The organism is Ruegeria sp. HKCCD4315 (genome assembly GCF_013112245.1).
GTDB lineage: Bacteria > Pseudomonadota > Alphaproteobacteria > Rhodobacterales > Rhodobacteraceae > Ruegeria.
This window is the reverse complement of record NZ_WVRN01000001.1, coordinates 652,008-672,507: the sequence shown is the minus strand read 5'-3', so window position 1 is coordinate 672,507 and position 20,500 is coordinate 652,008. Positions and strand designations below refer to the sequence as shown.

28 protein-coding genes are annotated in these 20,500 nt (G+C 58.2%); 11 read left to right on the top strand and 17 right to left on the bottom strand.

What is annotated here, in order from left to right; translation table 11 throughout:
* Positions 1–5: 5 nt before the first annotated feature.
* On the top strand, positions 6–1,388 hold the full coding sequence (locus GS646_RS03345; RefSeq protein WP_171188938.1) for a multicopper oxidase family protein: 1,383 nt from the start codon (positions 6–8) through the stop codon (positions 1,386–1,388).
* Between the two features lie 121 nt (positions 1,389–1,509).
* Here GS646_RS03345 and rnc read toward each other — a convergent pair whose 3' ends face one another.
* The 9 genes from rnc to folK all read right to left on the bottom strand — a co-directional run bounded on the left by rnc (position 1,510) and on the right by folK (position 8,752).
* Positions 1,510–2,190 (bottom strand): ribonuclease III, encoded by a 681-nt coding sequence (rnc, locus tag GS646_RS03340; RefSeq protein WP_171096099.1) that lies wholly within the window; start codon positions 2,188–2,190, stop codon positions 1,510–1,512.
* The gene (gene lepB / locus GS646_RS03335) at positions 2,187–3,026 is read right to left on the bottom strand and encodes a signal peptidase I (protein ID WP_171188936.1); all 840 of its coding nucleotides are present in this window, start codon (positions 3,024–3,026) and stop codon (positions 2,187–2,189) included. Before lepB ends, rnc begins: the two co-directional genes overlap by 4 nt.
* A 65-nt stretch (positions 3,027–3,091) precedes the next feature.
* Positions 3,092–3,505, bottom strand: a complete 414-nt coding sequence (acpS, locus tag GS646_RS03330) for a holo-ACP synthase (protein ID WP_171188934.1) — start codon at positions 3,503–3,505, stop codon at positions 3,092–3,094.
* Complete coding sequence (locus GS646_RS03325) at positions 3,502–4,125, bottom strand: LysE family translocator (protein ID WP_171188932.1); 624 nt, start codon at positions 4,123–4,125, stop codon at positions 3,502–3,504. Before GS646_RS03325 ends, acpS begins: the two co-directional genes overlap by 4 nt.
* Positions 4,122–4,868: a pyridoxine 5'-phosphate synthase gene (locus GS646_RS03320; RefSeq protein ID WP_171188930.1), complete on the bottom strand. Its 747-nt coding sequence runs from the start codon at positions 4,866–4,868 to the stop codon at positions 4,122–4,124. The genes GS646_RS03325 and GS646_RS03320 overlap by 4 nt, the downstream gene beginning before the upstream one ends.
* Positions 4,861–5,559 (bottom strand): DUF2062 domain-containing protein, encoded by a 699-nt coding sequence (locus GS646_RS03315; protein ID WP_171096108.1) that lies wholly within the window; start codon positions 5,557–5,559, stop codon positions 4,861–4,863. Before GS646_RS03315 ends, GS646_RS03320 begins: the two co-directional genes overlap by 8 nt.
* 16 nt (positions 5,560–5,575) lie before the next feature.
* Positions 5,576–7,708, bottom strand: coding sequence for a bifunctional (p)ppGpp synthetase/guanosine-3',5'-bis(diphosphate) 3'-pyrophosphohydrolase (locus GS646_RS03310; RefSeq protein WP_171188928.1), 2,133 nt, complete (start codon positions 7,706–7,708; stop codon positions 5,576–5,578).
* A gap of 26 nt (positions 7,709–7,734) precedes the next feature.
* Positions 7,735–8,088, bottom strand: coding sequence for a DNA-directed RNA polymerase subunit omega (gene rpoZ, locus GS646_RS03305; RefSeq protein ID WP_171096112.1), 354 nt, complete (start codon positions 8,086–8,088; stop codon positions 7,735–7,737).
* 94 nt (positions 8,089–8,182) lie between these two features.
* Positions 8,183–8,752 (bottom strand): 2-amino-4-hydroxy-6-hydroxymethyldihydropteridine diphosphokinase, encoded by a 570-nt coding sequence (gene folK / locus GS646_RS03300; RefSeq protein WP_171188927.1) that lies wholly within the window; start codon positions 8,750–8,752, stop codon positions 8,183–8,185.
* Positions 8,753–8,890: 138 nt separating this feature from the next.
* Here folK and GS646_RS03295 point away from each other — a divergent pair, with 138 nt between their 5' ends.
* From GS646_RS03295 to GS646_RS03265, 7 genes are all read left to right on the top strand, one after another.
* Positions 8,891–9,466 carry an NYN domain-containing protein gene (locus GS646_RS03295; protein WP_171096116.1) on the top strand — a complete coding sequence of 192 codons (576 nt, stop codon included), beginning with the start codon at positions 8,891–8,893 and terminating at the stop codon, positions 9,464–9,466.
* Between the two features lie 190 nt (positions 9,467–9,656).
* Complete coding sequence (gene ispH / locus GS646_RS03290) at positions 9,657–10,607, top strand: 4-hydroxy-3-methylbut-2-enyl diphosphate reductase (RefSeq protein WP_171188925.1); 951 nt, start codon at positions 9,657–9,659, stop codon at positions 10,605–10,607.
* Positions 10,604–11,056, top strand: coding sequence for a DUF3429 domain-containing protein (locus tag GS646_RS03285; RefSeq protein ID WP_171188923.1), 453 nt, complete (start codon positions 10,604–10,606; stop codon positions 11,054–11,056). Before ispH ends, GS646_RS03285 begins: the two co-directional genes overlap by 4 nt.
* Positions 11,053–11,640: a methyltransferase domain-containing protein gene (locus tag GS646_RS03280; RefSeq protein WP_171648468.1), complete on the top strand. Its 588-nt coding sequence runs from the start codon at positions 11,053–11,055 to the stop codon at positions 11,638–11,640. Before GS646_RS03285 ends, GS646_RS03280 begins: the two co-directional genes overlap by 4 nt.
* A complete protein-coding gene (rnhA, locus tag GS646_RS03275; protein WP_171648471.1) occupies positions 11,633–12,100 on the top strand; it encodes a ribonuclease HI in 468 nt (155 codons plus the stop codon). Before GS646_RS03280 ends, rnhA begins: the two co-directional genes overlap by 8 nt.
* On the top strand, positions 12,097–12,720 hold the full coding sequence (locus tag GS646_RS03270) for a trimeric intracellular cation channel family protein (protein WP_171096126.1): 624 nt from the start codon (positions 12,097–12,099) through the stop codon (positions 12,718–12,720). Before rnhA ends, GS646_RS03270 begins: the two co-directional genes overlap by 4 nt.
* A 68-nt stretch (positions 12,721–12,788) precedes the next feature.
* A complete protein-coding gene (locus tag GS646_RS03265; RefSeq protein WP_171648473.1) occupies positions 12,789–13,391 on the top strand; it encodes an alpha/beta hydrolase in 603 nt (200 codons plus the stop codon).
* Position 13,392: 1 nt separating this feature from the next.
* Here GS646_RS03265 and speB read toward each other — a convergent pair whose 3' ends face one another.
* The 6 genes from speB to def (GS646_RS03235) all read right to left on the bottom strand — a co-directional run bounded on the left by speB (position 13,393) and on the right by def (GS646_RS03235) (position 16,723).
* Entirely contained in the window at positions 13,393–14,214 is an 822-nt protein-coding gene (gene speB, locus GS646_RS03260; RefSeq protein WP_171648475.1) for an agmatinase, read from the bottom strand.
* 61 nt (positions 14,215–14,275) lie between these two features.
* Complete coding sequence (locus tag GS646_RS03255) at positions 14,276–14,512, bottom strand: GlsB/YeaQ/YmgE family stress response membrane protein (RefSeq protein ID WP_171096132.1); 237 nt, start codon at positions 14,510–14,512, stop codon at positions 14,276–14,278.
* Position 14,513: 1 nt separating this feature from the next.
* Entirely contained in the window at positions 14,514–14,750 is a 237-nt protein-coding gene (locus tag GS646_RS03250; protein WP_171096133.1) for a hypothetical protein, read from the bottom strand.
* Between the two features lie 6 nt (positions 14,751–14,756).
* Complete coding sequence (gene fmt / locus GS646_RS03245) at positions 14,757–15,671, bottom strand: methionyl-tRNA formyltransferase (RefSeq protein ID WP_171188913.1); 915 nt, start codon at positions 15,669–15,671, stop codon at positions 14,757–14,759.
* Between the two features lie 42 nt (positions 15,672–15,713).
* On the bottom strand, positions 15,714–16,208 hold the full coding sequence (def, locus tag GS646_RS03240) for a peptide deformylase (RefSeq protein WP_171648477.1): 495 nt from the start codon (positions 16,206–16,208) through the stop codon (positions 15,714–15,716).
* A complete protein-coding gene (gene def, locus GS646_RS03235) occupies positions 16,205–16,723 on the bottom strand; it encodes a peptide deformylase (RefSeq protein ID WP_171096140.1) in 519 nt (172 codons plus the stop codon). The genes def (GS646_RS03240) and def (GS646_RS03235) overlap by 4 nt, the downstream gene beginning before the upstream one ends.
* Before the next feature lie 94 nt (positions 16,724–16,817).
* Here def (GS646_RS03235) and GS646_RS03230 point away from each other — a divergent pair, with 94 nt between their 5' ends.
* Positions 16,818–17,990: a MalY/PatB family protein gene (locus GS646_RS03230; RefSeq protein WP_171188910.1), complete on the top strand. Its 1,173-nt coding sequence runs from the start codon at positions 16,818–16,820 to the stop codon at positions 17,988–17,990.
* 3 nt (positions 17,991–17,993) lie between these two features.
* The gene (locus GS646_RS03225; RefSeq protein WP_171188908.1) at positions 17,994–18,521 is read left to right on the top strand and encodes a murein L,D-transpeptidase family protein; all 528 of its coding nucleotides are present in this window, start codon (positions 17,994–17,996) and stop codon (positions 18,519–18,521) included.
* Here GS646_RS03225 and GS646_RS03220 read toward each other — a convergent pair.
* A complete protein-coding gene (locus GS646_RS03220) occupies positions 18,518–18,871 on the bottom strand; it encodes a hypothetical protein (RefSeq protein WP_171648479.1) in 354 nt (117 codons plus the stop codon). The genes GS646_RS03225 and GS646_RS03220 overlap by 4 nt on opposite strands.
* 212 nt (positions 18,872–19,083) lie before the next feature.
* Here GS646_RS03220 and GS646_RS03215 point away from each other — a divergent pair, with 212 nt between their 5' ends.
* Complete coding sequence (locus tag GS646_RS03215; RefSeq protein ID WP_171188904.1) at positions 19,084–20,073, top strand: glutathione S-transferase family protein; 990 nt, start codon at positions 19,084–19,086, stop codon at positions 20,071–20,073.
* On the opposite strand, the gene GS646_RS03210 is transcribed toward GS646_RS03215, so the two are convergent.
* The gene (locus tag GS646_RS03210) at positions 20,055–20,417 is read right to left on the bottom strand and encodes a response regulator transcription factor (protein ID WP_171096153.1); all 363 of its coding nucleotides are present in this window, start codon (positions 20,415–20,417) and stop codon (positions 20,055–20,057) included. The two genes, GS646_RS03215 and GS646_RS03210, sit on opposite strands and share 19 nt — an antisense overlap.
* Between the last annotated feature and the right edge of the window lie 83 nt (positions 20,418–20,500).

Sequence of the window (20,500 nt, the reverse complement as noted above, 5' to 3'; positions counted from 1 at the left end):
TCCTTATGAAACGTCGCGAGTTTCTTCTTGGAAGCGGTGCTGCCGCTGGCGTGGTCGGCTTAGGCGGTTTGACCATGGCAGCTACTGGGTCCGCGCAAGAGCTGGTGCTGCAGCCTGCCAGCTACAGGTTGCGCGATCAACTGACCACCGGGATGGTCAGCCTGTCGCCGGACGCACCGCCACAGGTTCTTTATGGGAAGCAGGGTCAGAGGATGCGGCTGGCGGTGCGCAACACTTTGCCCGACTATACCGCGATGCACTGGCATGGATTGCGCATCGCCAACGAAATGGACGGCGTGCCCTACCTGACCCAAATGCCCATCGGCGAGGGCGAGAACTTTGCCTATGAATTCACGCCACCGGATGCCGGGACATACTGGTATCACCCCCATTGCATGACGATGGACCAGATGGCCCACGGCCTGACCGGTGTCATGGTGATTGCCGAGCCCGAAAACCCCGGCTTTGACAGTGAGCAAGTGATCAATCTGCGCGATTTCCGGCTGGATGAAGAGGATGCGTTTCTGCCCGCTTACACCGCGCGCGGCGCGGCGCGTAGCGGTACGTTTGGCAATATACAGACTGCAAACTGGCTGACCGAAGCCGTGTATGATCATACGGCGGGCAGTCTTGTGCGGCTGCGCGTGGTCAACACTGACACGACCCGCATCTATAAACTGCATCTTGAAGGTGCCGAGGTCCGGATCATCGCATGGGACGGGCATCCGGTTGAGGTTGACCTGGCTCTACCCACAGCGGACGCGCCCCTTTGGATGGGGCCCGGACAGCGTGTGGATCTAGCGGTTCGGATGCCTGATGGAGAAGGTCGATCTGCAGCCTTGATGGCGAAGTTTCCCGGACAAAAACCCCGAGCCATGGCGCGTTTGCGGGCAACAGGGCAATCAGAAGCCCGCACCTTGAAGGAGCTGCATCCTTTGCCTGTAAACCCTGTACAACGACCCAATCTGGATCAAGCAGAGCTGCACGAGTTCGTATTCGGTTGGACGCCCGAAGGAGGTGCCCCAAACGACGGGTTTTGCGGGTCGCTGGGTTATAGCTTTTGGTCAATCAACCGCGCACCGTGGCCCGGAGATGCAGCACAGGGGACCGGACCGTTGGCCGTGCTGAAGCAGGGTAAAAGTTATGTTCTGCGAATGCGCAATGAATCACCGAACCTGCATCCGATCCACCTGCACGGGTTGGCGTTTGTGCCGTTGAAGTCGAACCTACGCAAGCTGCCGCCATTGATGACCGATACGTTTCTTCTGTTGAAAGATGAAGTGGTCGAGATTGCGCTGGTTGCCGACAATCTTGGCGACTGGGCGTTTCATTGCCATGTGATCGAGCATCAGAAAACCGGGCTGGCCGGGTTCATCCGGGTGGTTTAAAGACAGGAAAACGTTGCTACTCCGAAAGAAAAGGGGGCCAGCCCCCTCGCCCGGATTTCATCCGGGCTCACCCCTGAGATATTTTTAGCCAGATGAAGTGGATCTGGTCAGGTGCACCAGATCACTGCGGCAGGGAGGACAGCAAAGCCTTTGCCGCCGCCTGCTCGGCTTGTCGTTTGGATCCCGCAGTGGCTTGTGCCTCGGTTCCGTCCTGAAGACGGGCAGCAATGGTGAAGATCGGCGCATGGTCAGGGCCGCTGCGTTTGATCTCGACATATGAGGGCGGTTTTTGACCACGGGCCTGCGCCCATTCCTGCAACGACGTTTTGGCGTCGCGCGCGTCAGCCTCGACCGTGTGGATCCGGTCGCCCCAAAGGGCCAGGATGACATCGCGCGCGGCCTCGAACCCTGCGTCGCGGTAAATTGCGGCAATCACGGCTTCCATTGCGTCGCCCAACAGGGCCTGTTTGCGGCGGCCACCGGATAACATCTCGGACCGGCCCAGCTTCAGCACCCCGCCAAGATCGATCTGGCGGGCCACATCGGCGCAGGCCTCTTTCCGGACCAGCGCGTTGAACCGGGGGGCCAATTGGCCTTCGGATGCCGTTTTGTCGGCCTCAAGCAAAGCCGTTGCCATGACAAGGCCCAGAACGCGGTCGCCCAGAAATTCGAGCCGTTGATTATCGGGCCGAGTGGACGACGAGACCGAACCATGTGTCAGCGCACGTACCAGCAATTCAGGATTGGCGAACTCATACCCCAAACGCTGCTGGAATGCCTTTATTTCAGCCGAAAGCTTCAATTGACCGCCTTGAAGAACCGGTCACCGCGCCAGGTCCAGAAGAACAGCATCGACCGGCCAGCAGATGAGAACATGATGCGATCAGCCCGACCAATCAGGTTTTCGTAAGGCACGTAGCCTACGCCACCCGCAGATTGGGGAAGGCGGCTGTCGGCAGAGTTGTCGCGGTTGTCACCCATAAAGAAGTAGTGGCCTTCGGGCACGTTGTAGATGCCGGTGTTGTCCGACCCCTGATTCCCGATATTCAGCACGTCATACGAGACGCCGTTGGGCAAAGTTTCAATCAGGCGCGATTTTTCGCATGCGCCACCAATGCCAACGGGCCCATTTTCACAGCGCGGACGCAGACGTTGCGGGCCTTGCGGCTCGGCAACTTCAGTGAAGACGCCATCGGGCTGCTGTGGAACCGGAACATCGTTCAGTATGATCTGACCTTCCCGAACCTGGATACGATCACCCGGCAGACCAATCAGACGCTTGATATAGTCGCGGCCCGTGACCGGATGGCGGAAAACGATGACATCGCCGCGCTCGGGCTCACCGCCCCAAATGCGGCTGTCACCGTCACCCTGCATCCAACCGCAGATATCTTCGGCATCCACATTCAGACCCACGCTGGGGATGATCAAGCTGGGACAGGACGCGTAGGAATAACCATAGGTCATTTTGTTGACGAAAAGGAAATCACCGATCAGCAGCGTTTCCTTCATCGAGCCCGAGGGGATCCAGAAAGGTTGAAAGAAGAGGGTGCGGAATACGCCCGCAATCAGCAGAGCATAGACGATGGTTTTAATCGTCTCCCAAACGGGATTTCCGGTTTTGGCTTCCTCGGCCATACTGCTCTCTCCAGTCTATGCGTGGTTGGGGTGCTACATGCGGGTCAGGTGGGGGCAAGTCAAGGCTACGTGGGCGCTTCTTGAAGCGGACGGGCCTCGATCACCACAAAGGCGTGTGCCCAGGGATGGTCATCGGTCAGCGTCACGTGGATGATCGCCTCGTGCCCGTCTGGGGTCATTTCCTTAAGGCGCTCGGCGGCCCAGCCGGTGACATGCATGACCGGCTGGCCGGTACGTAGATTGGTGACAGCCATATCCTTCCATGCGATGCCCATGCGCAGTCCGGTGCCCAGCGCCTTAGAGCACGCCTCTTTCGCCGCCCATCGCTTGGCATAGGTGCCAGCTGTATCGTGGCGGCGCTCGGCTTTGCGCTGTTCGGTATCAGTAAAGACACGATTGCGGAACCGGTCGCCGAAGCGATCAAGCGTGCCCTGGATGCGGTCGATGTTTGCAAGGTCTGTGCCGATGCCGAGGATCATGAAAACCGCACCGTCAATATCTTGTAGCTCGCAACGCCAAAGAACCCGGCAAAGGCGAAATCGAACCAGCGGCGGGCGCGGCGGTAGGTGCGGACCATGCGTTCGGATGAAAACAAAAACGCGTACCCGATGAAAATCAGCAACGATCCGGCATAAAGCATGGCGAAATAGCCCAACAGCATCGACAGGCTGGCATCGTTGGGCGCGACAATGGCATAGATCGAGCCCCAGCTAAGGATCGCTTTGGGATTGGTCAGGTGGATCGCAGCGCCTTTGGCAAAGATCGTCGGCAGTGAACCCGTGACAGGTTTGCCCAGTGCAACCTCGTCCGAGGTCATCGCGCGGCGCAGGGCCTTGAAGGCCAGCCAGCCAAGATAGGCGACACCGATGTACCGGATCACCTCGAACACCCAGACATTGGCCAGCATGATTGCTGACAGTCCCAGCGCTGCGGCAATGCCCCAGGCTGCGGACCCGGCGCAGATGCCCAGCGCAAAGACCAGACCGGCGCGGCGGCCTTCGTTCATCGCAGTTCCGGCAATACCCATCGTGGCAGGCCCCGGAGAGCCGCCAGCCATCAGCCAGGCCAGCCAGATGGCGACAAAGCCGGGCGTGATCACGCCCGGGCCTCGTCCATCAGGCGGCGCATTTCCTGAATGGCAGGGGTGAGGCCCAGAAAGATCGATTCACCAATCAAGAAGTGACCGATATTCAGCTCTTTCACCTCGGGGAAGGCAGCAATCGGTTGTACGGTGTCATAGGTCAGGCCGTGACCCGCATGAACCTCAAGCCCCAGAGAATGGGCAAATGTGGACATTTGGCGCAGCGCATCAAGCTCGCGGGCGGCGTCTTCCATACGGCCTTCTGCATGCGCATCGCAATAAGCGCCTGTGTGCAGCTCAATCACCTCTGCACCAATGCGATGTGCAGCCTCGATCTGACGTTGATCGGCGGCAATAAAGATAGACACGCGGCAGCCGACGTCGCGCAGGGGCGCGATGAAATGGGCGAGTTTGTTTTCCTCGCGCGCAACTTCCAGACCGCCTTCTGTGGTGCGCTCCTCTCGCTTTTCCGGGACGATGCACACTGCATGGGGTTTGTGGCGCAGAGCAATTTTCTGCATCTCGTCTGTTGCGGCCATTTCAAAGTTCAATGGCACCGACAGAACCTCTATCAGCCCGTCGATGTCAGCGTCCGAGATATGGCGACGGTCTTCGCGCAGGTGGGCGGTGATGCCGTCGGCTCCTGCCTCTTCCGCCAGTTTGGCGGCGCGCAGCGGATCGGGATAAGCCCCACCCCGTGCATTTCGCACGGTGGCGACGTGATCGATGTTCACACCCAGACGCAGATCGTTCTCAGACATCTCTCGATTCCTTTTTCAGTTTCGCGGCGGAGCCTAGTGGCTTTGCCTCAGGAACGGCAGTCGATTTTTCAGCCAAACGTTTGATTTCCTCAAACTTCGCTTTGATCCTGGCGCGGCGGCGTTGTTGATAGGTGAGGATCAGCGGCAGGCTGAGGTAATAGCAGATCACACCGGCCACAATGCCGGGAATGATGCCGCCAATCATATAGGGGAAAAAGACGTCGTCGTAGAACTGGTCCAGCCCACGCCAATCAGCCACGCGGTCGGTGAACAAGGCCAGAAAGTTGTTCTTGAGGTCACCGATTGCATCGGCGAACTTCCCCATCAGCCCCTGAGTGTCACCCTCTTCGTATTTGGTGCCCAAAAGAAAATGCCCGGTTTGAAGGCAGATGACACCGATTGGCACGTAAGTGAGTGGATTTCCAAAAAACGTACCGCTGAGCGCGGCCAGGATATTCCCCTTGATCAGGCGCGCACCAATGGCCGCGACCAGAAAATGCAGTCCGTAGAACGGGGTAAAGGCTGCAAAGACTCCCGCGCCGATACCGCGCGCAATTCGGTCAGGGGTGTCCGGCAAACGGCGGACACGATGTTTGACATAGTGAAAAGCGCGGGTCCACCCGCCACGCGGATAGACAAACTCCGACGCGACTTGGACGGCAGAGCGTCGGTCTCGGCGCTTGAATACCACGCGTGATCACCCCTTCTCAGCCAGCCGCGGTTGCGGTCTTGGTCCGGTCTCTGTGCCGTTCGACGGCTGCAACGTCGCTTTCTGCCTCGAGCATCAGCATCAGCGAGTGCAGCTGTTCAAGGTCGCGCAGTTCGACATTGATCAACAGACGGTAAAAATCCGGTTTGCGGTCAACAAATTCCAGGTTCGAAATATTGGCCTTTTTCTCACCGATCAATGTGCAAATTCGCCCCAGAACCCCGGCATCGTTGCCGATGGTCAGATCCAGCGTTGCGCCGTACACGGCTGGGTGGGTGCCCGAATGCCAGTGCAGATCGACCCAGCGGTCGGGTTCACCTTCGAATTCGCTCAGCCGGTCGCAGTCGATGGCATGTACCACCACGCCTTTGCCCCGGTAGGTGATGCCAACGATCCGCTCGCCAGGCAGAGGCTGACAACACGGCGCACGGTCGAATTTCTGCCCCGGCTCAAGGCCGATCACGGCACGACGCAGCGGAATGGCGTCACCGTCGTCCTTGGCCAGTTCTGGATAGACGGCTTCGACCACCTCATGCGCCGTCAATTCCGCGCTGCCCAGACGGGCCAACAGCTCGTGCCGATCTTTCAGACGCAAGTGTTTGGCAGCCGTATCCAGCGCCTTGTCCGTTGCCTTGCGGCCAACATGTTCGAAGCCAGAACGGGCCAGTTCCTTGCCCAGCTTGATGAACCGCTCTCTGTCGACCTCCCGCAGAGCACGGCGGATCGCAGTACGGGCCTTGCCGGTGACAGCGATCTCAAGCCAGGTGACCTGCGGTGTCTGACCATCAGCGGTAATAATGTCCACTGACTGACCGTTCTTTAGCCGTGTCCACAGCGGCACACGAATGCCGTCTACCTTGGCCCCGACACAGGCATGGCCGATCCGGGTGTGGATGGCATAGGCAAAATCAATCGGTGTTGCCCCACGGGGCAGCTTCACCACATCCCCTTTGGGCGTGAAGCAGAACACCTGGTCGGAGTACATTTCCAGCTTGACCGCTTCGAGGAAGTCTTCGTGATCTTCCTCGTTGTCGAACTGCTCAGTCAGGTTCGAAATCCACTTGGCCGGGTCGACCGCAAAAGGGTTCTCGGTCCGTACACCGTCGCGATAGGACCAATGCGCCGCAACGCCGGTTTCAGCCACGTCGTGCATCTGGCGAGTGCGGATCTGAACTTCGACCCGTTTACCATCGCGCCCCGACACAGTGGTGTGAATCGAGCGGTAGCCATTTGATTTTGGCTGACTGATGTAATCCTTGAACCGCCCCGGCACCGCGCGCCAGCGTTGGTGGATGGCACCAAGCGTGCGATAGCAGTCCTCTTCGGTCTGGGTGATGATGCGAAAGCCGTAAATGTCCGACAGGCGTGAAAAGCCCTGATCCTTTTCCTGCATCTTACGCCAGATCGAATATGGCTTCTTGGCGCGGCCAAAGACCTCGGCCTCGATGCCCGCCTTTTCCAGCTCGTGTCGCATGTCGCCGGTGATGCGGTGGATCACGTCACCGGTTTCGCGTTGCAGCGTGATAAAACGCCGGATGATCGACTGGCGGCCTTCGGGGTTCAGCACGCGGAAGGCAAGGTCTTCCAGCTCTTCGCGCATCCATTGCATACCCATTCGGCCAGCGAGTGGAGCGTAGATGTCCATCGTCTCGCGCGCTTTGACCACCTGCTTTTCGGGGCGCATCGCCTTGATCGTGCGCATATTGTGCAGACGGTCCGCCAACTTGACCAAAATGACCCGCAGGTCCTTGGACATGGCCATGAACAACTTGCGGAAGTTTTCAGCCTGCTTGGTTTCGCGGCTGGACAGTTGCAGGTTGGTCAGCTTGGTGACGCCATCGACCAGCTTGGCGACCTCATCCCCAAACAGTTCGGCAACCTTGCCATAGTTGGCTTTGGTATCTTCGATCGTGTCGTGCAGAAGCGCTGTTATGATAGTCGCGTCATCCAAACGCTGTTCGGTCAGGATGGCGGCAACTGCAACGGGGTGGGTAAAATAAGGCTCGCCGGAATGACGGAACTGCCCCTCATGCATCTGCTGGCCGAACTCATAGGCCAGCGTAATGCGATCAGCATTTGTCTTGGGATTGTAGTTGCGGACCAGCGCAATCAGGTCGTCTTCAGAAATCATCCGGTCCGCACCTTCGTTATTAGGGCTTACCCCTGTCCCTGAGCCTCCATCAGAGCGCGCAGGAGTTTTTCTTCGGACATGTCGTCCATGGCTGGCTTGTCCGATTCGGCACCCATCAGCAGCGCCATCTGGTCTTCTTCCGGCTCATCGACCTCGATCTGGGTCTGGTTGGCCTCGATCAGACGCTCGCGCAGGTCATCCGCGCTTTGCGTTTCGTCGGCGATTTCGCGCAGGGATACGACAGGGTTTTTGTCGTTGTCACGGTCAACGGTAATCGCAGCACCAGCGGAGATTTCGCGCGCCCGATGGGCGGCAAGCATCACCAGCTCGAACCGGTTTGGAACCTTATCTACGCAATCTTCAACCGTCACGCGGGCCATGGGGCGCTCTCCGTTTCTGAATCCATGTCAGGAAGAGGTTTATCTAAGCGCGAATCCGCGCCTTGACAAGCAGGAAATGCTGCATTTGCAAGGATCACAGCGGCGTGACCGCCTCAACCTCAGCTAAAGGCAAGTCAGCGACCATCTGCGTAACCGAGCGCTCCAGAACCGGATGGCACCAATCCGGCGCGATATCTGCCATGGGAACCAATACGAAAGCACGGTCCTGCAGGCGTGGATGGGGCAGTATCAGTTGATCGGGCGCCTCATTCTGCTGTGCGTCAGAGGGTAATGTCAGCCAGCGATCAAACACAGCCTGATCTGGCAACACCAGATCGTCAAAGCACACAAGATCCAGATCCAGTGTCCGCATACCCCAGCGTTGGATCCGTTCGCGCCCGAACTCATGCTCAACTGCATGCAACACGCGCAAAAGCTCGGTCGGTGACTTTTCGGTTGCGATCAGAGCCGCCGCATTCACATAGTCAGGACCCGCACCCACGGGGAAACAGGGAGTTGCAAAAAATCGGCTGACTGACCGAATCACCACCTCCTGACGCGCAATAGCGTCAAGTGCATTTCGAAGTGTCATTGCGGGCTCATTTCCTCTCAAGTTGAGATTTGCACCCAGCGCAACAACGGCATTTGACAACGAATTGCTCATCTAGCACCCTATATTCGACACATTGCATACTTGCGATAACCGGCAAAAGTTCTAATTATAGACCGACAGAACGCGCCAATTCATCACTCACTCACTCATCTAGCGGTGCGGTCTGTATTATACCGGAAGGGACTATTTATGTTTTATAAGGACGAACGGCTAGCGCTGTTCATCGACGGCTCGAATCTTTATGCCGCGGCAAAAGCACTCGGTTTCGACATAGACTACAAACTTCTGCGGCAGGAATTCATGCGCCGCGGCAAGTTGCTTCGGGCTTTCTATTACACAGCGCTCCTGGAAAACGACGAGTATTCGCCAATACGCCCATTGGTCGACTGGCTGCATTACAACGGCTTCACCATGGTCACGAAACCGGCCAAGGAATACACCGACAGCATGGGGCGTCGGAAAGTCAAAGGAAACATGGACATCGAACTTACAGTCGATGCCATGGAACTTGCGCCGCGTGTGGATCATATCGTGCTGTTCTCGGGCGATGGGGATTTCCGCCCGTTGATCGCCAGCCTGCAACGCCAAGGCGTGCGTGTTTCCGTTGTGTCGACCATCCGCAGTCAGCCACCGATGATTTCGGACGAACTGCGTCGTCAGGCCGACAACTTCATCGAGCTGGAAGATCTGCGTGACGTGATCGGACGCCCGCCACGTGAAATGCCGGCCGAGCCGCGCAACGTTGCGATGGCTGGCAACAGCTGATCAGGCATACGCCTTTTTTGATGGGGAAAAATTAGCGCGGTCAGGACCAGGGTCCTGGCCGCGCTTCTTTAACAATGAACAGGTGCTGAAACATAACTTGGCTAGCATCGATTCGTGTCAGTTGAATGACGATCTCCTGTCTGGACCAAGGCCGGGAAAAGACTTACCTGTGCCCTAAGGAGACAGCCTAATGACAAAGCCACCACTGACACTTTACCTTGCCGCTCCCCGGGGTTTCTGCGCCGGTGTGGATCGCGCCATCAAAATCGTTGAAATGGCCCTGCAGAAATGGGGCGCTCCGGTTTACGTGCGCCACGAGATTGTCCACAACAAGTTTGTCGTCGACGGGCTGCGGGCAAAAGGGGCCGTTTTTGTCGAAGAACTGCACGAATGCCCCGATGATCGTCCGGTGATCTTTTCCGCCCATGGCGTACCGAAATCGGTTCCTGCCGAGGCCGCCAAGCGCGAAATGATCTATGTCGACGCGACCTGCCCACTGGTCTCTAAAGTGCATGTCGAAGCACAGCGCCATGCGGATGCAGGGTTGCAGATGATCATGATCGGCCACAAGGGTCATCCCGAAACCGTTGGCACTATGGGACAGTTGCCCGAAGGCGATGTTCTGTTGGTTGAAACCGTCGAAGATGTGGCCACGGTTGATGTGCGTGACCCCGAAAAGCTTGCCTTTGTCACCCAGACAACCCTGTCGGTTGATGACACCAAAGACATCATAGCTGCGCTTCAGGCCAGGTTCCCGGCCATTGTCGGGCCGCATAAGGAAGACATCTGCTATGCCACCACGAACCGGCAAGAGGCCGTCAAGGCCGTAGCCCCCAAGGCAGACGCCCTGCTGGTTGTAGGCGCGCCGAACTCATCAAACTCGCGCCGTCTGGTTGAGGTCGCCTCGCGCGAGGGCTGCAAATACGCGCAACTGGTACAGCGCGCCACCGAGATCGACTGGCGTGCGCTCAAGGGCATCTCATCCGTGGCCGTCACCGCCGGCGCATCGGCCCCCGAGCTTTTGGTTGACGAAGTGATCGACGCCTTCCGCGCGCATTACGATGTCACTGTGGAATTGGTTGAAACCGCCACCGAAAACGTCGAGTTCAAAGTGCCGCGTGTCCTGAGGCAACCAGCGTGATCGGAGTACCAAAGGCACCGCTTTATCTGGGGTTGGCAGGGCTGATCCCTTTTGTCTGGGGTGCGTTGACCTATCTGAACGGCGACCTGAACGCTTGGGGCGCACAGAACCTTGGCGCGCGGTTTGTGGGTCCATACGTGCAGCTGTTCTATGGCTCGGTGATCCTGAGTTTCATGTCCGGTGTTCTTTGGGGGTTTGCCACTAAGACCTCGGGCAGCAAGGCAGGTCTGTGTTACACACTGTCGGTCCTGCCCGCGCTTTGGGCCTTTTTCATGACGGGCGGCGGGCCGGTGCAGGCGGGCACAAACCTGATATACGGGTTTGCCGGCCTGTTGGTGCTGGATGCCCTGTTTTCTTATTGGCGGCTGACACCGGTTTGGTGGATGCGGTTACGCGTCCTGCTGACCGCCGTTGTTTTGGCCAGCCTTGCCGTCGGAGTATACCTGTGACCGATAAACGCACGATCGACGCATATACCAACAGGGTGGCCGAGTACCTGAACATTCCCCTGCCCGAAGCACAGCTTGAGGCCAGACAAGCATTTGTAGATGCAGTCGTCGCAGGTGGATATGTTCTGGATCTAGGATCCGGGCCGGGTTCAGATAGCAGTTTCCTGATGCGTCAAGGATTGACGGTAAAGGCGCTGGATGCGACGCCTGCCTTCGTGGATCACGCCCGGCAGAACGGAGTGGACGCGTATCTGGGCACGTTCGATGACGTCACCGAAACCGCTACCTTTGACGGTGTCTACGCCAGCTTTTCCCTGCTGCACGCGCCACGCGCAGATTTCCCGCGACACCTGAAGGCGATTCACTCTGCTCTGAAGCCTAAGGGGCAGCTTTTTCTCGGCATGAAGCTGGGTACAGGTGAGCATAGGGACGAGTTGGATCGGTATTACACCTATTATACCGAAGCCGAGATCGAAGACGCGCTGACCCAAACCGGCTTCACAATTGATCGCTCGGTCAAAGGGATGGGGAAAGGTCTGGCAGGCTCTTACGACGGTTTTATTCTGGTGTTCGCCCATGCCTGACTTGTTTGCCTATACCGATGGTGCCTGTTCCGGCAATCCCGGACCCGGAGGCTGGGGTGTTTTGCTACGCGCGATGGACGGGGGCACCGTTTTGAAAGAGCGTGAGCTGAATGGCGGCGAGGCCGAGACAACCAACAACCGAATGGAACTGCTGGCCGCCATTTCCGCGTTAGAGACGCTGGAGCGCCCGTCGAAAATCACCATCGTGACCGACAGCGCCTATGTGAAGAACGGCGTCACCGGCTGGATCTTTGGCTGGAAGCGTAACGGCTGGAAAACCTCGAACAAGAAGCCGGTCAAGAACGTCGATCTGTGGCAACGCCTGGACGAGGCGCAGGGGCGACATGATGTGACCTGGGAATGGGTCAAGGGTCACGCGGGTCACCCCGAGAATGAAAAGGCCGACGAACTGGCCCGTTCTGGCATGGCCCCATTCAAACCTAAAAAGGCACAGGCGTGACCGCGCTGACGCTGCTGGATTATGCCTCGGTCCTGATCTTTGCACTGACCGGAGCCTTGGTGGCAAGCCGCGCGCAGCTGGATCTGGTAGGGTTTGCCTTCATGGCCTGCCTGACGGCAGTCGGGGGCGGTACTGTGCGTGATCTGTTGTTGGACCGGCACCCAATCTTTTGGGTCGGTCAGCCGGATTACATTCTGATCGCCGTCGCCGCTGCGGTATTGGTTTTCTTTACCGCACATCTGATGGAAAGCCGTTACAACTGGCTGATCTGGCTGGACAGTTTCGCCTTGTCGGTGGCAGTCGCCGCCGGTACCGGCGCGGCACTGTCGTTGGATCAATCCGGCGTCATAGTTGTGTTGATGGGCGTGACGACCGGATGTCTGGGCGGGTTGATGCGCGATGTCGTCTGCAACGAGGTTCCGCTGGTGCTGAAACAGGGCGAGCTTTATGTTTCATGCGCATTTACCGGCGCGCTGACAGCTGTGATTGCTGTCCGGCTAGGGTTGGAACCCGCGCTCTCACTGGCTCTTTGTGCGCTGGTTTGCTGGGCGTTGCGGGCTGGTTCTTTGACGTTTGGATGGCAGCTGCCCGTCTACAAAAGCCGCCCGCCGCGCAGCTAAGCCAGCCGGTGGACGCAACAGAACTGTGCTGATACCTCTTTGGGCAGTACAGTTCGGCGAGGCACGCGATGACCTTCAGATTCACATCCATATCAGCTTGTCTGGCTCTGCTCGCCTCGTGTGGCGAGTACTATACACCTGTCAGTTTCGTTGCACAGGGCGACCAGATCATTGCGTCAGGCACGATTGATGAAACGACGCTATCGGCATTTGAGGAAGTCGTCGCCGAAAATCCCGAGGCCCGAACTCTGGTCCTGCAATACATCGAAGGATCAGTGGATGACGATGCCAATGTCATCTTCAGCCGCGAGGTGCACAAGGCCGGATTCGATACAGTCGTACCCTCAGATGGTCTGGTTGCCAGCGGGGGCACCGATCTGTTTCTGGCCGGAAACCGCCGCATCTTGCAACCGGGGGCCTGTGTCGGCGTTCACAGCTGGGCCGGATCGGGACTGGTGGCGACCGAGTTGCCCGAAGACGACCCGGAACATGACCGATACCTGGACTATTTCAAAGACATCGGCGTGGATGAGGAATTTTACTGGTACACCCTCTTCGCAGCCCCGGCTGAAAGCATGCACTGGATGACCGCCGCTGAAGCGAACCGGTACGATATGACCACAAAGGGTGCACCGGCCCTGGGTTCAGCCACGGTGTGCGACGCGCGGTGAATCAACGCGACAGCAAGCGCGCACCGATCTCTTTGACGAATTTTGCGGCCACCATTGCGGTCATACCGTATGGGTCGCGATGCGGGTTCAGTTCAACAATATCCGCGCCGACCAATTGACCCTCGAAACGATGGATCAGGTTGATGACCTCGCGGGTGCTCAGCCCGCCGGGTTCGTGATGTGAGACCCCGGGGGCAAAGGCCGGGTCCAGCGCATCGAGATCCAGTGACAGATAGACGGCGCCATCAAAAGAAATCTGCAGGTCGGCACTCCAGTTGCGCATGTCGATCACTTCGACTCCGAACCTGTCGGCTTGCGCGCGCTGATGGGCGTTCATGGTTCTGATTCCGACCTGTACCAATCGCTTGACCGGGCAGTTCTCCATCACCCGCGCAAAGGGGCAGCCATGGCCCAATGGGCCGATATCCTGCTCGTCATACAGATCGGGATGGCTGTCGATATGCAGAATGTTCAGGCCTTCGTATCGGTCCGCATGGGCTTTGATCAGCGGATAGGCTACAGAATGATCCCCGCCCAGAGACAACAGGCGCGCGCCGGTTGCGATCCGCTTGGCTGCTTCGGTTTCGATCCGGTCAATCGGCTCCTGACCGCGCATTTCGAACACGTCCAAATCGCCGGTATCACGAAACCGCTCGGTCGCGCCCAGATCAGTGCCGTCCTCGGCCGTCAGATTGGCAGCACCCGAATGCAGCGCCTCGCGAATTCGTCCGGGCGCGAAAGCCGGACCTTGCAGGAAAGAGGAATGCAGGTCCAGGGGCACACCCATCAGGGCGACATCACCCGGTTTCAGTTCGTGCAGCATCGGCATCCTCCCAAATCGTTTGGACGCGATCTGGACGGACAAAAGACCTAAGGTCAAGCGGTTATCGGCGCAGATAGGTTTGCCAGATCCAGATCACCAGTAACGCGCCAAGAACTGCGCCAACAAAGCCAGACAGCCAGCCCATGACTGTTACCAAAAACCGCAGCAGGAACCCTCCGATCAGAGCGCCAACAATCCCAATCAACATGGTCGTCGGGATATCTGCCTCGATCCGCATCAGCCGGGTGGCCAAAAACCCAGCAGCTGCTCCAATGATGATCAGGGCGACGACGGGCATCTTACTTCCTCCAATGGGTCGGCACGATGATCAAGGCCCCGACAGATGAAATCACCGCGTCCAATCCCGGCGGGCCAAAGCTGATCCCAAACATGATGCGGACAAAATAAAACAAGAACGCTCCGCCCACGCAAATGATGATCGAGGGCAGATAGCCGTTATGAGTAAAACCGGATTTCTCGGACAGGTACCCCACAATCCCGGCAATCACGACGGTGCCCATCATCACCATGAACATATGGCTTTACTCCGAAGACAGCCGAGTGCCGGTCGGTATCGCCCAGCCCCGCAGAAACGTTTCCCTATCCTGCGCGCCTTTGCCTGCCCTTTGCAAGCGCAGCAGTTCGACGGCACCCTGCCCGCAGGCCACGTGCAGATCGTCATTCAAAACTTCGCCAGGGGCGCCCTGCCCGTCTGCGACGCACGACGCAACCACCTTGATCCGCTCACCGTCCATTTCGGTCCAGGCCCCGGGAAAGGGCGACAGGCCGCGGATCTGCCGATCAACCTCGACCGCCGGGCGTTTCCAGTCAATGCGCGCCTCGGACTTGTCGATCTTAGCGGCATAAGTCACGCCGTCCTCGGGCTGAGGTTCAGGTGCAAGGTTCGGCAGATTGGCCAGTGCATCGACGATCAACGCGGCCCCCATGATCGACAGGCGATCGTGTAGCTTCGCAGTGGTTTCTTCGGGCTCGATCGCAGTTACCTGCCGCAACAGAACGGGGCCAGTGTCCAGACCTGCCTCCATCTGCATAATGCAGATCCCGGTCTCGGCGTCGCCGGACATGATCGCCCGATGGATCGGCGCGGCCCCGCGCCAACGCGGCAACAGGCTGGCATGGATGTTCAGGCAACCCTGTTTGGGCGCATCTAGTATGGGTTGCGGTAGGATCAGGCCGTAAGCCACGACAACAGCCACATCCGCGTTTAACTCGGCAAAGGCGTCTTGTTCTTCGGCTGATTTCAACGAAACCGGATGGCGGACGGGAAGGCCCAGCCCCTCGGCCCGGGCGTGAACGGGCGTGGGGCGGTCTTTCTTGCCGCGACCGGCAGGGCGCGGCGGCTGACAATAGACGGCAGCAATTTCGTGCCCAGCCTCAACCAGCGCATCCAACACCGGGACTGAGAATTCGGGGGTTCCCATGAAGATGACACGCATGCTCGTCTCCGGAGTTTTTCAGGTGCCGGGCTGAAACCCGACTTACGTCAGTTTCTTTGCTTTACGCAGCAGCATGTCGCGTTTGACCTTACTGAGCCGGTCGAAATACATCTTCCCGTTCAGATGATCGATCTGATGCTGCACGCTGGTGGCGTCGATCCCGACAAAGTCGCGACGGTCCACCATGCCCTGTTCGTTCACGTATTTCACAGTCACTGCACGCGGGCGTTTGATCTTGGCTGACACACCGGGCAAGTTCGGGCTGGCTTCTTCATGTTCGCGCAGCTCAATCGAGCTGTGCAGGATTTCCGGGTTGGCCAGACGCACGGCCTTGCCCCGCTCAGCCGATCCATCAACCACGGCCAGACGCAACATCACACCAATCTGCGTCGCAGCAAGGCCAACACCGGGCATTGCCTCCATCGTGTCGATCATATCGTCCCAGATCGTCCGAATTTCATCGGTGATTTCTGCCACCTCATCCGCTTCGGTTCGCAGACGTTTGTCAGGCCAGGGCAAGCAGGTGCGCACGGTCATGAGCGTGCTTTCTCGCGTTTCAGCTTTTGCATCTTGCGCGTGATCATCTGCCGTTTCAGCGGTTTGAGATAGTCGATGAACAGCTTGCCGTTCAAATGATCGATCTCATGTTGCACGCAAGTGGCCCAAAGCCCATCAAAGGTTTCCTGCTGCAGATTGCCATTCTGATCCATCCAGGTGACGTCCACCACCTTGGGGCGGGTCACTTCGGCGTATTGATCGGGGATGGACAGGCACCCTTCCTCATAGACATTGGTTTCATCCGATGATGCGATGACCTCGGGGTTGAACATGATCAGAGGGCGCGGGGTTTCACCTTCTTCCTTGACACAATCCAGAACAATCAAACGATCCAGCACACCGATCTGCGGCGCGGCCAGGCCGATGCCGGGCGCGTCATACATGGTTTCCAGCATGTCGTCAGCCAGTTTGCGCAGCTCGTCCGTAAGGTCGCCTACGGGCGCGCAGACCTTCTTCAGGCGGGGGTCGGGATGGATCAGGATATTGCGTTTCATGAGGCTGATTTAGGCCATCCCGCCCCGCGCCGCAACGCCCCCCTTGCACCTGCCCGATTTGCGGTTAGCTTTCGACCAACAGAACGGAGCAGACATGACTTTCAACGACCTGATCGACCGCCGGGGCACCAACAGTTCCAAATGGGACAAGATGGAGATGTTGTACGGCGTCTCACCCAATGACGGGCTGGCCATGTGGACGGCCGATTCCGATTACCAAACAGCGCCTTGCGTAATCGACGCGGTACGCAAAGCCGCTGATCATGGCGTGTTCGGGTATTCCTGGATGCACCCGGATTATCTGGCTTCCGTCCAGTGGTGGATGAAAACCCGCCATGACTGGGAAATCGATACAGATTGGATTCTGACAACCCAAGGTCTGGGCAATGCAATCGCGCTGTCGCTGGATGTCTGGACCGAACCCGACGATGGCATCGTGATTTTCACCCCCGTCTATCATGAGTTTGCGCATAAGGTGAACAAATCAGGCCGCCGGGTCGTCGAATGCCCGCTAGTGCGGGAAGGCGACAGCTATGGACTTGATCTGGACGACGCACAGTCGCGGCTGGACGGGTCCGAGAAGATGTTGCTGTGGTGTTCGCCACAGAACCCGTCGGGGCGTGTCTGGACGCCAGATGAACTGCGTGCCGTGGCCGCGTTTGCCGAGCGGAACGGTTTGATCCTTGTGTCGGACGAGATTCACCACGATCTGGTCTATCCCGGTGTCAAGTTCGTGCCGATGGACGTGGCTGCCCCGGATGCGCGACCCTGGACAGTGACGCTGACCGCTGCGTCAAAGACCTTCAACATCGCCGGGCAGCGGACCGGCAACATGATCATCCCTGATCCCAAACTGCGCGCGGCCATGAAGCATCGGTTGCAGACACTGGACTATGACCCCAGCGCTTTGGGTGTGGCGATGATCACCGCAGCCTACAGCCCTGAGGGGGCCAAATGGGTGGATGCGCAAATTACACATCTGGAAGGCAATAAGCGTTTGTTCGATCAGACCATCGCCGAAATTCCAGGTCTGTGGTCGATGCCTTTACAAGCAACCTATCTGGCCTGGGTCGATTTCTCGGGCACGGGCATGGACCACGCAGAATTTGTCCGTCGCCTGCGCGAAGACGCGCGGATCGCCACATCTTCTGGCCCCGGCTTTGGCAAAGGTGGAGAGACGTTCGAACGCTTCAACCTCGCCACGCAGCGCGCGCGGGTAGAGGAAGCTTGTACCCGACTGAAACGGGCTTTTGGCGACTTGCAGTAAGGCATGCGGCGGCTGGGGCTGATAGGTCTCGCTCTGTTGATCGCGGGTGCCGGCTGGGTTGGCTGGGACCGTTTTGGCCCTCGCCCGCCTGCGCCGCCAATGGCACCCGAAGCCACGCGCATCGACCATATCCTGATCGAGAAATCTGCCCGCCGCCTGACGGCCACGCTGGACGGGGCAGTGGTGATGCAGGCTGACATTGCACTGGGCTTTGCTCCGGATGGGAACAAAGAGATCGAAGGGGACGGTAAAACGCCCGTCGGGCTGTTCAGGATCGATCGGCGCAATCCAAACAGCGCCTTTCATCTGTCGCTGGGCATTGACTACCCACAACCCGACGACATCAAACGCGCACGCCAGCAGGGTACGGACCCCGGAGGAGACATCTTCATCCATGGCCAACCCAATGGGGTGGCCGGTTTTACGCTGCCCGGAGACTGGACCTTGGGCTGTATTGCGCTGTCAAACGCCGAAATGGCGCAGCTTTGGACTCTGACTGAAACCGGAACGACCGTCGAAATCCGGCCCTAGTCCTCGCGCCCCAACAGGGCAATCGGTGCATCCGGCGCGCGATAGAAATCCAGCGGAGCCTTGTCATGGGCCGCAGTGCTGCGCTTGAACTCATACCGCATCTCACCGCCCTCATCCTCATCCGCGACGATCAGGCATTGGTAGAGGTAGTTGGCCCCATCGTAGATATCGACCAGCCCACGCAGGCGGGGTGTCGTTTCGGCCTCAACAGTGAAGCCGTCCTTCCACAATTTGAGGATTTTATAGGTATTGTTGCCCATTTCCACCCGCAAACGGCTGGCTTTCTTCAACGTGGCGATTCGGGCCGCGTCCAACTCGGCGCGTATTTCCTTTGAAACATAGGTACTCATTAATCCGTTCCCCCGTGAATGACATCTATTGTGCGGGAACAGTTGTAAAAATCCAGTGAACCACATCACAGAATTCAGCGCGGTTGCGAATTGTTGCACAGAAATCCCAGCCCCGATTGTGCGCGAATGCAGAGCAGTTGCGCGGGCGTTCGGATAGGCACAGGGCAGGCTTGGACCTATCTTTGGTCAAACGCCTACGCGGAGGAAAAGAAATGGGCCTGCTGGTCGACGGAACATGGCATGACACTTGGTATGACACAAAGTCTACGGGAGGCGCGTTCAAACGCAGCGCGGCGCAATTTCGCAACTGGTTATCGGCTGATGGAAGCGCGGGGCCGTCCGGCAAGGGCGGATTCAAGGCTGAACCCGGGCGCTATCATCTCTATGTCAGTCACGCCTGCCCCTGGGCGCACCGCACCCTGATCTTTCGCGAATTGAAAGAGCTAACTGACCTGATCTCTGTCTCAGTTGTGCACCCTGACATGCTGGACAAAGGCTGGACCTTTGTGACCGACGATCATGGCGCAACAGGTGACGATCTTTACGGCATGGACTTCGCGCATCAAATCTATACCAAGGCCGATCCGTCGTATTCCGGTCGGGTCACGGTGCCGATCCTGTGGGACAAGCAGCAGGAAACCATTGTCTCGAACGAGAGTTCGGAAATCATCCGCATGTTCAATTCGGCCTTCAACGGGATCACCGGCAACACCGATGACTACTGGCCCGAGGCGATGCGGGACGAGATCGAAGAGGTCAACGCCCGCATCTATTCAGACGTGAACAACGGCGTCTACAAATCGGGCTTTGCCACCTCGCAAGAAGCCTATGACGCAGCGGTGGGCCCGCTGTTCAACACACTGGACTGGCTGGAGGACCGCCTGTCCCGCAATCGGTATTTGATGGGAGACCGGATCACCGAGGCTGACTGGCGTCTGTTCACGACATTGATCCGCTTTGATCCGGTCTATCACTTGCATTTCAAGTGCAACAAACGTCGCCTTATCGATTACCCCAATCTTTGGGCCTATACCCGCGAGTTGTATCAATGGCCGAGTGTCGCGCCCACGGTCAACATGAACCATATCGTGCGCCACTATCACTACAGCCATGACAGCATCAATCCGCACCGGATCATCCCGACCAATCCGGTTCTGGAATACATGGAACCGCACGGACGCGGTCAACGCCCTGCTGCGTAATGCTCCACCATCGCCGCCAGATCTTCTGGCGGCGTTTCACTTTGTACATAGGCACAGGCATTCGGGCTGTGGGCAAAGATCGAGCCGTCCGAAAAGAAGGTGGTGTTGGTGACAAAGATCACCCGCGCCTCGGGGCGACGATAGCTGGCAAAATCAGCCACAGCCAACGCACTGCCGCTTTCCAAAACCAGATCCAGCACGATGATTTCAAAATCCGTGCCATACAGCGCCAGAATGGCGGCCTCCTGCGTCTCGACCAGCGTGACCTCGGCGCCTTGCCGCTCCAGATGCCTTTTCCAGACCCGACCAAGGTCGGGGTTACTCTCAACAATCAGAACTTTCATTTGCAACAACCTCGGCACTTGATATGGTGAGTGGTGCCGACCCCCGTGGTCCGTGATCTCGTTATTTCCTTAACAAAGTGTTA

What these genes read in the sequence shown, in the direction of transcription:
- rpoZ (WP_171096112.1), bottom strand. Translation starts at nt 8,088, where the DNA reads ATGGCCCGCGTGACGGTTGAAGATTGCGTAGATAAGGTTCCAAACCGG.
- rnhA (WP_171648471.1), top strand. Translation starts at nt 11,633, where the DNA reads ATGCCTGACTTGTTTGCCTATACCGATGGTGCCTGTTCCGGCAATCCC.
- GS646_RS03255 (WP_171096132.1), bottom strand. Translation starts at nt 14,512, where the DNA reads ATGCCCGTCGTCGCCCTGATCATCATTGGAGCAGCTGCTGGGTTTTTG.
- def (WP_171096140.1), bottom strand. Translation starts at nt 16,723, where the DNA reads ATGAAACGCAATATCCTGATCCATCCCGACCCCCGCCTGAAGAAGGTC.
- GS646_RS03210 (WP_171096153.1), bottom strand. Translation starts at nt 20,417, where the DNA reads ATGAAAGTTCTGATTGTTGAGAGTAACCCCGACCTTGGTCGGGTCTGG.
- GS646_RS03295 (WP_171096116.1), top strand. Translation starts at nt 8,891, where the DNA reads ATGTTTTATAAGGACGAACGGCTAGCGCTGTTCATCGACGGCTCGAAT.
- folK (WP_171188927.1), bottom strand. Translation starts at nt 8,752, where the DNA reads ATGAGCAATTCGTTGTCAAATGCCGTTGTTGCGCTGGGTGCAAATCTC.
- ispH (WP_171188925.1), top strand. Translation starts at nt 9,657, where the DNA reads ATGACAAAGCCACCACTGACACTTTACCTTGCCGCTCCCCGGGGTTTC.
- acpS (WP_171188934.1), bottom strand. Translation starts at nt 3,505, where the DNA reads ATGATCCTCGGCATCGGCACAGACCTTGCAAACATCGACCGCATCCAG.
- lepB (WP_171188936.1), bottom strand. Translation starts at nt 3,026, where the DNA reads ATGGCCGAGGAAGCCAAAACCGGAAATCCCGTTTGGGAGACGATTAAA.
- GS646_RS03230 (WP_171188910.1), top strand. Translation starts at nt 16,818, where the DNA reads ATGACTTTCAACGACCTGATCGACCGCCGGGGCACCAACAGTTCCAAA.
- GS646_RS03215 (WP_171188904.1), top strand. Translation starts at nt 19,084, where the DNA reads ATGGGCCTGCTGGTCGACGGAACATGGCATGACACTTGGTATGACACA.
- GS646_RS03310 (WP_171188928.1), bottom strand. Translation starts at nt 7,708, where the DNA reads ATGATTTCTGAAGACGACCTGATTGCGCTGGTCCGCAACTACAATCCC.
- GS646_RS03265 (WP_171648473.1), top strand. Translation starts at nt 12,789, where the DNA reads ATGACCTTCAGATTCACATCCATATCAGCTTGTCTGGCTCTGCTCGCC.
- def (WP_171648477.1), bottom strand. Translation starts at nt 16,208, where the DNA reads ATGACCGTGCGCACCTGCTTGCCCTGGCCTGACAAACGTCTGCGAACC.
- GS646_RS03220 (WP_171648479.1), bottom strand. Translation starts at nt 18,871, where the DNA reads ATGAGTACCTATGTTTCAAAGGAAATACGCGCCGAGTTGGACGCGGCC.
- GS646_RS03345 (WP_171188938.1), top strand. Translation starts at nt 6, where the DNA reads ATGAAACGTCGCGAGTTTCTTCTTGGAAGCGGTGCTGCCGCTGGCGTG.
- GS646_RS03320 (WP_171188930.1), bottom strand. Translation starts at nt 4,868, where the DNA reads ATGTCTGAGAACGATCTGCGTCTGGGTGTGAACATCGATCACGTCGCC.
- fmt (WP_171188913.1), bottom strand. Translation starts at nt 15,671, where the DNA reads ATGCGTGTCATCTTCATGGGAACCCCCGAATTCTCAGTCCCGGTGTTG.
- GS646_RS03225 (WP_171188908.1), top strand. Translation starts at nt 17,994, where the DNA reads ATGCGGCGGCTGGGGCTGATAGGTCTCGCTCTGTTGATCGCGGGTGCC.
- GS646_RS03250 (WP_171096133.1), bottom strand. Translation starts at nt 14,750, where the DNA reads ATGTTCATGGTGATGATGGGCACCGTCGTGATTGCCGGGATTGTGGGG.
- speB (WP_171648475.1), bottom strand. Translation starts at nt 14,214, where the DNA reads ATGCTGCACGAACTGAAACCGGGTGATGTCGCCCTGATGGGTGTGCCC.